We start from the raw sequence: 13,556 nt of genomic DNA, 5'->3' as shown, positions 1-13,556 counted from the left end.
GCGATTGGCGCACGAACCAGCCGTGCGGGGGCACATGATCTGTGCGAAAACCGCACAACCGATCATTCCGTCATCCACGCATGGCGTGGATCTACCGGAAAACGCAACGGGGCGCCCGAAGGCGCCCCGCTGGGATCCAACCGAGGCCGACCGGCCGCTTACAGGCGGCTGGCAATGGCCTTGGCGAAGCTCATGGTGGTGCCGGTGCCGCCCAGGTCGCCGGTCAGCGAGTCCTTGGCTTCCATGGTCGCCACAATGGCCTTGCGCAGGCGCGCGGCGTTTTCCGGCTGGCCGACGTGGTCCAGCATCTGCGCGGCTGCCAGCAGCAGCGCACACGGATTGGCCTTGCCCTGGCCAGCGATGTCCGGCGCGGTGCCGTGCACGGCTTCGAAGATCGCCGCGTCCTTGCCGATGTTGGCACCCGGGGCCAGGCCCAGGCCGCCGACGAGGCCGGCGCACAGGTCGGAGATGATGTCGCCGAACAGGTTGGTGGTGACGATCACGTCGAACTGTTCCGGACGCATCACCAGCTGCATGCAGCAGTTGTCGACGATCATTTCCTGGAATTCGATGTCCGGGTACTGCGCGGCCACTTCACGGGCGACATTCAGGAACAGGCCCGAGGTCGACTTGATGATGTTGGCCTTGTGCACGGCGGTGACCTTCTTGCGGCCGGTGCTCTTGGCCAGCTCGAAGGCATAGCGCACGATGCGCTCGGAGCCCTTGCGGGTGATGCGGGTGCCGGAGAAGGCGGTCTCGCCGTCGGCCGACACTTCCTGGCCTTCGGCCAGGTACGCACCTTCGGTGTTCTCACGAACGGTGATCAGGTCGACGTTGTCGAAACGCGACTTGGTGTTCGGGAAGGTGTGGGCCGGACGCACGTTGGCGTACAGGTCGAAGTGACGGCGCAGGCTGACGTTGATCGAGGTGAAACCACCACCGACCGGGGTGGTCAGCGGGCTCTTCAGCGCGACCTTGTTGCGCGCGATCGATTCCAGGGTCACCGCCGGCATCAGGTCGCCGTGCTTTTCCAGGGCCACCAGGCCGGCGTCGGCGTCTTCGTACTCCAGGCCAGTCTTGAGCTGGTCGAGCACGAACAGGGTGGCGTCCATGATTTCCGGGCCAATGCCGTCGCCGCGGATGACCGTAATTTTCTGCGTCATTGATCGATGTTCCGAACAGGGGGAAAAACGCCGTCCGGACGTGCCCGGAAACGCCGGCGCAAAGGAAGTTTCACCGGCAATTATGCCTGAGCCGGGGCCGAGGTCCCAAATAGACCATGGTCCCAGTGCCCGGCTCAGGCAGAATTGCCCGCGCATTCCTCCTCTACCCCCGCCTGTCGGCGCGCCCCTTCAACAAGAAGGGGCTCTTGGGCGGTTGGATCGCGGGAAATGCCCCGGCGCGCGGCCGTGATCCGGTAGCGCCGGGCCATGCCCGGCGGCTTTTCGTTCAGGTCTCCGCCGGGCATGGCCCGGCGCTACCTCAGTGCTCGTGCGCTGCCGGGGCGGCGGCGCCGCCTTCCAGCTGGTCGAGGAAGTCGACCGCGCGGCGCAGGTGCGGGATCACGATCGAGCCGCCCACCACCAGGCCGACCGAGAAGGTCTCGAAGAATTCTTCACGGGTCACCCCGGCGTCCTTGCACTGGGCCACGTGGTAGCTGATGCAGTCGTCGCAGCGCAGCACCATCGAGGCCACCAGGCCCAGCAGTTCCTTGGTCTTCACGTCCAGCGCACCGGCCTGGTAGGTCTGCGTGTCCAGCGCGAAGAAGCGCCGCACCACCTGGTTCGGCTCGCCCAGGATGCGCTCGTTCATGCGCTTGCGGAACTCGGTGAACTCGGCGATGCGGTCCTTGCTGCCGTCGTCGGCCGCGCTCATGCCTGGCCCTGCCCGGCCAGCAGCGGCTCGAGCTTGCCTTCACGGTGCAGGGCCATCATGTCGTCGTAGCCGCCCACATGGACGTCGCCGACGAAGATCTGCGGCACGCTGGTACGGCGGGTCTTGGCCATCATCTTCTCGCGCTCGACCGGGTCCAGGTCGATGCGGACCTCGGTCCATTGCTGGCCCTTGCTCTTCAGGAAGTTCTTGGCGGCCACGCAGTACGGGCAGACGGCGGTGGAATAGATGGTGATGGCGGGGGCACCGCCGGCGGTCTGGGCTGTCACGGGAAACTCCACGATGGATCGACGGTCTACATATGGTACCGGTGCGCTGGAAATTCCACGCCACGGCCGCAACACTGTGGATTAACGAATGGTTGCCCCCTGCCCTGCCACGCTTGGCGCGCCCCGCCCGAGGACCTCCTGCTTGCGAGCCCTGCTGCTGACTACCGCCGTCACCCTGGCCCTGGCCACGCCGCTGGCCCAGGCCCAGGAGAAGCTGCCCGACATCGGCTCGTCGGCCGGCGAGCTGCTGACCCCGGCCCGCCAGGCCGAGTACGGCGCGATGATGCTGCGCGAGCTGCGCAACTACGGCTACCTGCTGGACGACCCGCTGGTCAACGACTGGCTGCAGACCATGGGCACCCGCCTCGGCTCCAACAGCGACCAGCCGCGCCAGCCGTACACGTTCTTCGTGATGAAGGACCGCCAGATCAACGCCTTCGCCACGCTGGGCGGCTACATCGGGGTCAATGCCGGCCTGGTGCTGACCGCCGAGCGCGAGGACGAGGTGGCCGCGGTGCTGTCGCACGAAATCGCCCACGTCACCCAGCAGCACGTGCTGCGCGGAGTCGAGCGCGCCCAGCGCGACCAGATCCCGATCCTGCTCGGCATGCTGGCGGCGGTGGTGGCCGCGCAGGCCAGCAACAGCACCTCCTCCGGCAACGCGACGATGGCCGCGATCAGTTCCGGCATGGGCCTGATGCAGCAGCGGCAGATCAACTACACCCGCTCCAACGAGTCCGAGGCCGACCGCCTCGGCATCCGCACCCTGTCGCGCAGTGGCTACGACGTGGATGCCATGGCCGGCTTCTTCGAGCGGATGGCATCGGCGATGCGCGGCAACGAGGGCGGCTACAGCGTGCCCGAGTTCCTGCGCACCCACCCGGTCAACATCACCCGCATCAGCGAGGCCAAGGCCCGCGCCGAGCAGATGAAGAAGGACACGGTGCTGCTGACCACCACCACCCCCAGTGGCGAGCGCAGGGAGCGCGTGGACCCGACCGATCCCAGCCTGGCCGAACCCCTGTTGCGCGGAAACAACCCGCTGCTGCCCAGCAGCGTGCTGCGCATCCCGATGGGCCAGCTCAGCCGCGGCGCCAGTGGCGACTTCGACTGGGCGCGCGAGCGCCTGCGCGTGCTCAGCGCGGACTCCACCCCCGAGCTGGAACGCGAGTACGCCGATCTGGCCAAGCGCCAGAAGGACGGCCTCAACGATGCCCAGCGCTATGGCCAGGCGCTGGCGGTGATGCGCAGCGGTCGCGCCGGCGCCGCCCAGGCCCGGCAGACCCTGGCAGGCCTGCTGCAGACCCGCCCGGACAATCTGTGGCTGGCACTGGGGCTGGGCGAGGCCGAATCGCGTGCGGGCCAGACCGCCCAGGCCAACAGCCGCTTCGAGCAGCTGCTGCGCCAGCACCCCAACAGCCGTCCGGTGGCGCTGACCTATGCCGAGATCCTGAACGAACAGGGCAGCCGCGAGGCCGGCCAGCGCGCGCAGGCCATGCTGCGGCCCCTGCTGTCGCAAAGCGGTAACGATCCGGTCTTCCAGCAGCGGTACGCCCGCGCCAGCGAACTGGCCGGCGACAGCGTGCGTGCCAGCGAGGCCTACGCCGAGGCGGCCTTCCTCAGCGGCCGGCCGGAACAGTCGCTGATGCAGCTGCAGGCGCTCAAGCGCAATCCGGCGCTGGACTATGTCGGCCGGGCACGGGTGGATGCGCGCATCGAGGCGATCACCCCCACCGTGCTGGAGCTGCGCCGCCAGGGCGTGCAGGACCCGGATCTGGACCGCCGCTGAGCGCTGCATGACCGGCCGATGGCAATCCAGGCCGGTTCCGGCCAGGCAGTCACAAACATGTCATCAAACCGTAGTCTACTGGCACCACTCCAGTAACCGAGCCCTACGGTGTCCTCGTGCAGAAACGCATCCTGATCGTCGATGACGAGCCCGCGATCCGTGAAATGGTCGCCTTCGCCCTGCGCAAGGGCGATTACGAACCGGTCCACGCCGGCGACGCCCGTGAGGCCCAGACCGCCATCGCCGATCGCGTCCCCGACCTGATCCTGCTGGACTGGATGCTGCCCGGCACCAGCGGCCTGGACCTGGCCCGTCGCTGGCGCAAGGAAACCCTGACCCGCGAAGTGCCGATCATCATGCTGACCGCCCGCGGCGAAGAGAACGATCGCGTCGGTGGCCTTGAAGCTGGCGTCGACGACTATGTGGTCAAGCCGTTCTCGGCGCGCGAACTGCTGGCCCGCATCCGTGCGGTGATGCGCCGCGCCCGCGAAGATGACGAGGACGGCAGCGTGGCCGTCGGCCCGATCCGCATCGACGGCGCCGCCCATCGCGTGTTCGCCAACGACCAGCCGGTGCCGATCGGCCCGACCGAATACCGCCTGCTGCACTTCTTCATGACCCACCCCGAGCGCGTCTACACCCGCGCCCAGCTGCTGGACCACGTCTGGGGCGGCAGCGTGTACGTGGAGGAGCGCACCATCGACGTGCACATCCGCCGCCTGCGCAAGACGCTGGAACCGTTCAACGCCGAAAACATGGTGCAGACCGTGCGCGGCGCCGGCTACCGCTTCTCCACTGCTACCTGAGTCTCGTCGTGCCGGCGCCACGCACCTGCGGGTGCCGGCGCCGGCAACTCTGCTATAACCCTCGGTTCACCCCAGTGAACCGCCGCACCTCAACGACGAGATCGCAATGCCCCGCCACATCCGCTCTGCCTGGTTGAAGACCCTGGCCACCGTTGCCGCGGTACTGCTGTTCGCCGGATTGGTGGGGTGGTTCACGGGCCATCTGTGGTTGTGCATCGCACTGGGCGCACTGGCCACGCTGGCATGGCATTACTGGCGCCTGCGCAGCGTGCTGCGCCGGCTGACCGCGCGCCAGCGCTGGGACACCGCCGAAGAAGGCACCGGCGTCTGGAACGAGCTGGACCGCCTGCTGTACCGCAACCAGGTGGAAATGCGCGTGCGCAAGCGCCGCCTGCTGGACATGCTGCGCAGCTACCGCGCCGCCGCCGCCGCGCTGCCCGATGCCGTGGTGGTGCTGGATCGCAACAGCCAGCGTGTGCAGTGGTTCAACGAAGCGGCCACCGCCCTGCTCGGCCTGCATCATCCGGGCGACCTCGGCGAGGCCCTGGTCGAACGCCTGCAACCGATGCCGCTGGCGCATTGGCTCGCTGGTGGCCGCAATGCCGAGCCGATCCTGGACGTGCCCTCGCCGGTCGACCCGGCGATCCGCCTGAACCTGCGCCTGATTCCCTATTCCTCCGATTACTGGCTGCTGATCGCCCGCGATGTCAGCAAGCTGCTGCGCCTGGAGCAGGTGCGCCGCGACTTCGTCGCCAACGTTTCACACGAGCTGCGCACGCCGCTCACCGTGGTCCACGGCTATCTGGACATGATGGACCCGGAGGATTTCCCGGGAACCGGTCCGATGCTGGAAGAAATGCGCAAGCAGAGCCAGCGCATGGCCCAGCTGGTGGAAGACCTGCTGACGCTGTCGCGCCTCGAGTCGCAGGAACACAGCGAGGAAGAGACCGTGGCCATGCAGCCGATGCTGGCCACCCTGCGCCGCGAAGCCGAAGCGCACAGCCAGGGCCGCCACCAGATCAGCATCGACGATCTTGCCGGCGTTGACCTGCAGGGCTCGACCAAGGAACTGCACAGCGCCTTCTCCAACCTGGTCACCAACGCGGTGCGCTATACGCCGGCCGGTGGCCGTATCGCCGTGGAGTTCCGCCGCGAAGGCGACGGTGCCGTGCTGGCAGTGCGCGATTCCGGCTACGGCATCCCGGCCACCCACCTGCCGCGCCTGACCGAACGTTTCTACCGTGTCTCCAGCAGCCGCTCCCGCGAAAGCGGCGGTACCGGCCTGGGCCTGTCCATCGTCAAGCACATCCTCGGCCTGCACCACGCACGGCTGGAGATTGAAAGCGAGGTCGGCAAGGGCTCGGTGTTTTCCTGCCATTTCGATGCCGACCACGTGCGCCCGCGCGAGTCCGCCCCCCTGACTTCCATCGAAGAATGACGCCATGAGCAGCCTCGGATCCCTCCCCCTCCCCGTGAGCCCGGACAACGATCCGCTGCGTGACCCGGCGCTCTACATCAACCGCGAACTGTCGCAGCTGGATTTCAATTTCCGCGTGCTGGCCCAGGCGATGGACCCGCAGGTGCCGCTGCTGGAGCGGCTGCGTTTCATGTGCATCTCCTGCACCAACCTGGACGAGTTCTTCGAGATCCGCGCCGCCGCCGTGCGCCACGCGCAGGAATTCGGCCTGCCGCCGGCACCGGACGGGATGAGCCCGCAGGCCATCCTCAATGCCATCCACGACCGCGCCGCGGAACTGGTGGACCAGCAGTACCGCTGCTGGAACGAGACGCTGCGCCCGGCGCTGATGGAGGCCGGCATCGGCGTGCTCGGCCGCCATTCCTGGACCGACCGCCAGAAGCGCTGGCTGCGCGCCTACTTCCGCAACGAGATCATGCCGGTGCTGTCGCCGCTGGGCCTGGACCCGGTGCATCCGTTCCCGAAGATCCTCAACAAGTCGCTGAACATCGTGGTGGTGCTGAAGGGCACCGACGCGTTCGGCCGCGCCGGCCATCTGGCCATCGTACGTGCGCCGCGCTCGCTGCCGCGCATCATCCAGCTGCCGGAGAAGCTCGGCGGATCGCAGAACTTCGTGTTCCTGTCGTCGGTGCTGTCCACCTTCGTCGATGAGCTGTTCCCCGGCATGGAAGTGCAGGGGGCCTACCAGTTCCGCGTTACCCGCAACTCCGAGCTGGTGGTGGACGAGGAGGAAGTGGAGAACCTGGCGCTGGCACTGCGCGACGAACTGGTCGACCGCGGCTACCGGCCGGCGGTGCGCCTGGAAATCGCGCAGGACATGCCACGCGACATCGTGCGCACCCTGCTGCAGAATTTCGGCCTGACCGAGAACGCGGTGTACCGCATCGACGGCCCGGTCAACCTCAACCGCATCATCCAGCTGTACGACCTGATCGCGCAGCCGGACCTGAAGTACCCGCCGATGACCCCGCGCACGCTGCGCGACAGCGACGGCATCTTCGAGACGGCGGCGCGCCAGGACCTGCTGCTGCACCACCCGTTCGATGCCTTCACCGCAGTGCTGGACCTGATCCGGCAGGCGGCGATCGACCCCAACGTACTGGCGATCAAGCAGACCCTGTACCGCACCGGCAAGGATTCGCTGATCGTCGACGCGCTGATCCAGGCCGCGCGCAACGGCAAGGACGTGACCGTGGTGGTTGAACTGCGCGCACGTTTCGACGAAGAGGCCAACCTGGGCCTGGCCGATCGCCTGCAGGAAGCCGGCGTGCAGGTGGTGTACGGCGTGGTCGGCTACAAGACCCACGCAAAGATGCTGCTGATCGTGCGCCGCGAGGGCCGCAAACTGCGCCGCTACGTGCACCTGGGCACCGGCAACTACCACAGCGGCACCGCCCGCGCGTACACCGACATCAGCCTGATCACTGCCGATGCGGACATCGGCAACGACGTGCACCTGCTGTTCCAGCAGCTGTCCGGGCTGGCCTCGAAGATGAAGCTCAAGCGCCTGCTGCAGTCGCCCTTCACCCTGCACACCGGCATCCTCGGCCGCATCGAGCGCGAAACGCGCATCGCCGCCGCCGGCCGCCCGGCGCGGATCATCGCCAAGATGAACGCACTGAACGAACCGCAGGTGGTGCGCGCGCTGTACGCCGCCTCGCAGGCAGGCGTGCAGATCGACCTGATCATCCGCGGCGCCTGCACCCTGCGCCCGGGCGTACCGGGCATCTCGGACAACATCCGCGTGCGCTCGATCGTCGGCCGCTTCCTGGAGCACAGCCGCGTCTACTGGTTCGGCAACGACGGCGCACCGGAGATGTACTGCGCCAGCGCCGACTGGCTGGAACGCAACCTGCTGCGCCGTGTCGAGACGTGCTTCCCGATCCTCGACCCGGAGCTGGCCAAGCGCGTGTACCGCGAAGTCCTGCAGAACTACCTGGACGACAACCTCAACGCCTGGGAACTGGATGCCGACGGCATCTACCACAAGCGTGCCCCGGCACACGACGAAGCCCCGCATTCTGCGCAGATGGCATTGATGCAGGGGCTGTGAGCCGGTGTGTCGACCAAGGTCGACACCTACCAGGAGCGGCAGGCACCGATTCTGGTCGGGATTGGATCAGTGTCGACCAAGGTCGACACCTACCAACAGCAGCGGAATTCTGTCGAAGGCGGGGTGGGTCCGGTGGCAGGGGTGTGAGCCGCATGGATGCGGCGACCAAGCCCCCATGGACGGGTTAACGGCGTCCCCTGCCATCGGACCCACCCCGCCATCCTACGGATAGCCCGCTTTTGCTTTTGCTTTAGCCGTTGCCGTTGATTCGGCGGGTGCAGGGCGCAGCCCTGCCGCACTCCCCTCTTCCAAAATGTGAAGGCCGCGCGGTGACGAGCACACCGCCCCTTCGGCTAACATTCGTCCATGCCGCATACCACCACGACTCCGCCCGCATTGCAGGATGGCGACCTGCTGGCCGCCATCGACCTTGGCTCCAATAGTTTCCACATGGTCATCGCGCGCTACACGCTCGGCCAGCTGCGGGTGATCGACCGCCTGCGCGAGACCGTGCGCATGGCCGATGGCCTGGATGGCAAAGGTGGGCTCTCCTCCGCTGCGCGGCAGCGCGCGCTGGAATGCCTGGCCCGCTTCGGCCAGCGCATCCGCAACGTGCCGCCGCACCGGGTGCGCGCACTGGCCACCAACACCGTGCGCCAGCTGCGCTCTCCGCAGTCGTTCCTGGTTCCCGCCGAAACCGCGCTTGGGCATGCCATCGAAGTGGTCAGCGGCCGCGAAGAAGCGCGCCTGATCTACCTGGGCGTGGCCCACGCGCAACCGCCCAAGCCCGGCCAGCGCCGGCTGGTGATCGACATCGGCGGCGGCTCCACCGAGTTCATCATCGGCATGGGCATGCAGACCCTGGAGCGCGAAAGCCTGCAGGCCGGCTGCATCGCCAGCACCCGGCGCTTCTTCCCCGGCGGCAAGCTGAGCAAGAAGCGCTGGAAGGACGCGCTGGCCGAGATCGGCCGCGAGTTCCAGCCCTTCGCCAGCAAGTACCGCGCGCTGGGCTGGCAGGAAGCACTGGGTTCTTCGGGCACGCACAAGGCGATCAGCGAGATCTGCGCCACGATGAAGCTGAGCAAGGGCGCGATCACCGCCGAGGCCCTGCCCCAGCTGCGCGACGAACTGCTGAAGGCCAAGAAGATCGACGACATCCAGTTGCCGGGCCTGTCCAGCGACCGCCGCCCGATCATCGCCGGCGGCATCCTGGTGCTGGAGGCCGCCTTCCAGGCACTGGGCCTGCAGAAGCTGCTGGTCAGCAAGGCGGCGATGCGCGAAGGCATCCTGTACGACATCGTCGGCCGCGCCGGCGAAAACGACCTGCGCGATGAATCGGTGTCCGCACTCAGCCAGCGCTACGGCATCGATACCGTGCAGGCCGATCGCGTGCAGGACACCGCGCTGTCACTGCTGGAACAGGTGCAGGAACGCTGGCGGCTCGATGCCGACGACGCGCGGATGCTCGGCTGGGCCGCACGCCTGCACGAGCTGGGCCTGATGATCGCGCACAGCGGCTATCACGTGCATGGCAGTTACGTACTGGAACACTCGGATATCGCCGGCTTCTCGCGGCAGGAACAGCAGATGCTGGCCGCGCTGGTGCGCAGCCATCGCCGCAGCGTAACCAAGACCGCCTTCGACGCCCTGCCCGAGCGCCTGTTGCTGACCGCTCGCCGGCTGGCCGCCCTGCTGCGCCTGGCGGTGCTGCTCAATCGTGCCCATGAGGACGATCCACTGCCCGCGCTGGAACTGACCGCCGACGACAACCGCCTGTCGCTGATCGTGCCGCAGGCCTTCATCGATGCCCGGCCGCTGCTGCGCGCCGATCTGATCGGCGAGACCGACGGCATCGCCGGGCTGGGCATCCAGTTCCGGCCGTTCGTGGCCTGAGGCTCACGCTTTCCCACGAGGGGAAGAAGGTCACACACCGTTACGATTCGCGCATGCGTCCCCCGTTGACCTGCTGCGATGCAGCAGATCATGTCGGGGGAGCGCATTCAGGGCTACAGCTAAGCGACTGCTTTTGTTGAGCTTTCGTGAAATCTGACGATGAAGCCTGGTACAAATCGACACGCCCTCTTTACATGGCATTAACCAACGAGACTACTATCGGGTCATCGGTCCGCTTATCGGCGGCCGATTCCTTCGACGCCCCTTTTGGCGTCCCTGCACGACCTGAGAGAGAGAGAGCTCGTCATGACTTCACGCACCACCCCCCTGGGGCAGGCCATCCGCTACGCCCTGGCAACCACTGCGACGCTGGCCGCGCTGCCTGCGTTCGCCCAGAGTGGCAGCACTGCCGCGCCGACCACCCTGGATCGCATCGAGATCACTGGCTCGCGCATCCGCCAGGTGGACGTGGAGACCGCACAGCCGGTCCTGGCACTGAGCCGGTTGGACATCGAGCGCCAGGGCTTCAGCTCGGTGGCCGACATCCTGCAGAACGTCACCGCGATGGGCAGCCCGGCGATCAGCCGCGCCAACGCACTGAGCTCGGGCGAAAACACCGGCGGCACCTACATCGACATGCGCAACCTGGGCGCGCAGCGCACCCTGGTGCTGGTCAACGGCAAGCGCCTGGGCATCAGCACCTCGGGCCTGCAGGACGTGTCCTCGCTGCCGGTGTCGGCGGTGGAACGCATTGAAGTACTGAAGGATGGCGCTTCGGCCATCTACGGTTCCGATGCGATGGCCGGCGTGATCAACATCATCACCCGTTCCAACGTCAACGGCGTGACCGCCAACGTCTACCACGGCCAGTACAGCGAAGGCGACGGCGCCCGTGACCGCTTCGACGTGGTCGGCGGCTGGAGCAATGACCGCGTGTCGCTGACCCTGGCACTGGAGCACTCCGAAGAAAAGAGCGTCTGGGCCAAGGACCGCTGGTTCAGCAAGTACGGCGTGAGCGACCGCCACCCGAACGATGCCTCCAACTGGACCACGCTGAGCCAGTGGGGCCAGGTCACCGGCCTGAAGGGTGGCCCGGGCTGCACCAACACCAGCCAGGGTTGCGGCTACTCGCTCAACCGCGGCGCTGATCCGACCAACCCGGCCAACTACCACCTGACCGACGCGACCCCGTTCACCGGCGATGTCAGCAACGCCAACGAGCAGATGCACGTCATGTATCCGCTCAAGCGTGACTCGGTGTACTTCGACGGTCGCTTCAAGATCACCGACCAGGTCAATCTGCGCACCGAATTCGGCTACAACAAGCGTTCGGCCGAGCGCCAGATTGCAGGCTACCCCCTGCAGTCCAGCTCGGTGTCCATCTCGGGCGACCCGACCGCTACCGGCCTGATGTCCAAGGACAGCTACTTCAATCCGTTCGGCAACCAGCACGGCTATGCCAAGCCAACCGACGTGGCTTGGAACCGCCGCACCTGGGAAATCCCGCGTGTGAGCACCAGCGAACTGAAGACCTACCGTGCGGTAGTGTCGCTGGATGGCAGCTTCGAGATCGGCCAGCGCTACTTCGACTGGGACGTGGGCTACCAGTACAACCGCAACGAGCTGACCGCTACCGCCACCGGCAACCTGCACAAGAAGCGCGTGCGTGACGCCGTGGGTCCGTCGTTCCTGGATCCGGCCACCGGCAAGGTGATGTGTGGCCGTCCGGGCGCGGTGATCAGCGGCTGCACGCCGTGGAACCCGCTGGTGCCCTACGGCAAGAACGATCCGAACGGACTGACCGGCAATGAAGAACTGATGGCCTGGCTGTTCCCGGCGGAGCACACCACCGGCCGGACCACCACCAAGAACGCGTTCGCCAACCTGTCCGGCAGCATCATGACCCTGCCGGCCGGCGACCTCGGCTTCGCTTTCGGCGTGGAAAGCCGCAAGGAAGATGGCCGCTACACCCCCGATGCCCTGGCCCAGACCGGCGCTACCACCAACCTGGCCGCAGGCCCGACGGGTGGCAGCTACAACGTGAAGGAAGCCTACCTGGAGCTCAGCGTGCCGGTGCTGGCCGACCTGCCCGGTGCGCGTGAGCTGAGCTTCAGTGCCGCCACCCGCTACTCCAAGTACAACACCTTCGGCAACACGCTCAACAGCAAGTTCGGCTTCAAGTGGAAGCCGATCGACCAGCTGCTGGTCCGTGGTACCTGGGCCGAGGGCTTCCGCGCACCGACCATCAACGATCTGTACGGTGGCGGTTCGGAAACCTTCGCGCAGTTCAGCGACCCGTGCGACACCGTGTTCGGCTCGGCCAAGGGCAGTGCTGAAGTCCGCTCGCGCTGCGCACGTGACATCGCCGATGCCGCCAACTTCCGCCAGCTGAAGCAGGGCAACACGCCGGTAACCACGGCACAGGATGCGACCCCGACACCGTTCGTTTCCGGTTCCAACCCACTGCTGGTTCCGGAAACCTCGACCAGCAAGACGCTGGGCCTGGTGTGGAGCCCGACCTTCGTCAGCAACCTCAACGTGGCGCTGGACTGGTGGAAGATCCGCATCGACAACACCATCGTCGGTGACAGCCCGAACCAGATCCTGAAGGACTGCTATGAGCAGGGCATCGAATCGCGCTGCAGCCGCTTCACCCGCGACCCGTCCAACGGCATCGTCACCGGCCTGAAGTTCGGCAACCGCAACGCCGGCTTCGCCGAGACCGAAGGTTACGACCTGGATGTCAGCTACCGCGTCGACACCAGCTACGGCAAGCTGAGCGCAGGCTGGACCAGCACCTATGTGAGCAAGAACGTCTACCGCTCCACCAATGATGTCCGTGATGCGATCACGCCGATCAACGGCGTGGCCAACACCATCGGCACCGCCACCAGCCTTGCCTTCCGCGTGCGCTCGAACCTGGTGCTGGGCTGGGATGTGGGTGACTTCGGCGTCAGCTGGACGGCACGCTACTACTCCGGTGTGAAGGAGCGCTGCCTCAACGCCTCGCGGTATCCGGACGAATGCTCCGATCCGACCTTCCTGGCTCCGTGGCTGAAGTCGCCGACCGCTTACAACGAGCGCGGCGCGGTGACCTTCCACGACGTGCAGTTCCGCTACAACCTGCCGTGGGATGCCACCGTTTCGGTGGGCGCGAACAATGTGTTCGGCAAGGAAGCTCCGGTGATGTACAGCAAGCCGAACTCGTCGTTCTCCTACTACGGTGGCTACGACATCGGTCGTTTCATGTACATGAAGTACCAGCAGCGCTTCTGATCCATCCACGCTGTTGAAGCTCGACGACCACGGCCCTTCGGGGCCGTGGTTTTTTTCTGCCCCGCGCAGACTGTCGCTTTCCACATTGACCCTGATGCGT

The 13,556-nt window shown here is 66.6% G+C and carries 9 protein-coding genes; 6 read left to right on the top strand and 3 right to left on the bottom strand.

The features are described 5' to 3' along the window. Positions 1–158: 158 nt before the first annotated feature. From GOC52_RS04150 to grxC, 3 genes are all read right to left on the bottom strand, one after another. Entirely contained in the window at positions 159–1,163 is a 1,005-nt protein-coding gene (locus GOC52_RS04150) for an isocitrate dehydrogenase (protein WP_049412684.1), read from the bottom strand. A 319-nt stretch (positions 1,164–1,482) separates the two neighbouring features. After that, positions 1,483–1,875: a carboxymuconolactone decarboxylase family protein gene (locus tag GOC52_RS04145; protein WP_004154542.1), complete on the bottom strand. Its 393-nt coding sequence runs from the start codon at positions 1,873–1,875 to the stop codon at positions 1,483–1,485. Further along, the gene (grxC, locus tag GOC52_RS04140; RefSeq protein WP_010483913.1) at positions 1,872–2,162 is read right to left on the bottom strand and encodes a glutaredoxin 3; all 291 of its coding nucleotides are present in this window, start codon (positions 2,160–2,162) and stop codon (positions 1,872–1,874) included. Before grxC ends, GOC52_RS04145 begins: the two co-directional genes overlap by 4 nt. A gap of 142 nt (positions 2,163–2,304) precedes the next feature. Here grxC and GOC52_RS04135 point away from each other — a divergent pair, with 142 nt between their 5' ends. The 6 genes from GOC52_RS04135 (at position 2,305) to GOC52_RS04110 (ending at position 13,456) form a co-directional block, all read left to right on the top strand. Further along, positions 2,305–3,951, top strand: coding sequence for a M48 family metalloprotease (locus GOC52_RS04135; RefSeq protein WP_010483915.1), 1,647 nt, complete (start codon positions 2,305–2,307; stop codon positions 3,949–3,951). 116 nt (positions 3,952–4,067) lie between these two features. Next, entirely contained in the window at positions 4,068–4,757 is a 690-nt protein-coding gene (gene phoB / locus GOC52_RS04130; protein WP_005408258.1) for a phosphate regulon transcriptional regulator PhoB, read from the top strand. Between the two features lie 106 nt (positions 4,758–4,863). After that, positions 4,864–6,195, top strand: a complete 1,332-nt coding sequence (phoR, locus tag GOC52_RS04125; protein WP_005415460.1) for a phosphate regulon sensor histidine kinase PhoR — start codon at positions 4,864–4,866, stop codon at positions 6,193–6,195. Positions 6,196–6,199: 4 nt separating this feature from the next. Further along, on the top strand, positions 6,200–8,287 hold the full coding sequence (gene ppk1, locus GOC52_RS04120; protein ID WP_019337026.1) for a polyphosphate kinase 1: 2,088 nt from the start codon (positions 6,200–6,202) through the stop codon (positions 8,285–8,287). Positions 8,288–8,653: 366 nt separating this feature from the next. After that, complete coding sequence (gene ppx / locus GOC52_RS04115) at positions 8,654–10,180, top strand: exopolyphosphatase (RefSeq protein ID WP_010483920.1); 1,527 nt, start codon at positions 8,654–8,656, stop codon at positions 10,178–10,180. Positions 10,181–10,486: 306 nt separating this feature from the next. Next, positions 10,487–13,456 (top strand): TonB-dependent receptor domain-containing protein, encoded by a 2,970-nt coding sequence (locus tag GOC52_RS04110; RefSeq protein WP_053442569.1) that lies wholly within the window; start codon positions 10,487–10,489, stop codon positions 13,454–13,456. Positions 13,457–13,556: the final 100 nt, after the last annotated feature.

The organism is Stenotrophomonas sp. SXG-1, from assembly GCF_014083965.1.
Classification (GTDB): Bacteria; Pseudomonadota; Gammaproteobacteria; order Xanthomonadales; family Xanthomonadaceae; genus Stenotrophomonas; species Stenotrophomonas geniculata.
This window is presented reverse-complemented; position numbering and strand designations above follow the sequence as displayed.

What these genes read in the sequence shown, in the direction of transcription:
- GOC52_RS04110 (WP_053442569.1), top strand. Translation starts at nt 10,487, where the DNA reads ATGACTTCACGCACCACCCCCCTGGGGCAGGCCATCCGCTACGCCCTG.
- ppk1 (WP_019337026.1), top strand. Translation starts at nt 6,200, where the DNA reads ATGAGCAGCCTCGGATCCCTCCCCCTCCCCGTGAGCCCGGACAACGAT.
- GOC52_RS04145 (WP_004154542.1), bottom strand. Translation starts at nt 1,875, where the DNA reads ATGAGCGCGGCCGACGACGGCAGCAAGGACCGCATCGCCGAGTTCACC.
- phoR (WP_005415460.1), top strand. Translation starts at nt 4,864, where the DNA reads ATGCCCCGCCACATCCGCTCTGCCTGGTTGAAGACCCTGGCCACCGTT.
- ppx (WP_010483920.1), top strand. Translation starts at nt 8,654, where the DNA reads ATGCCGCATACCACCACGACTCCGCCCGCATTGCAGGATGGCGACCTG.
- GOC52_RS04150 (WP_049412684.1), bottom strand. Translation starts at nt 1,163, where the DNA reads ATGACGCAGAAAATTACGGTCATCCGCGGCGACGGCATTGGCCCGGAA.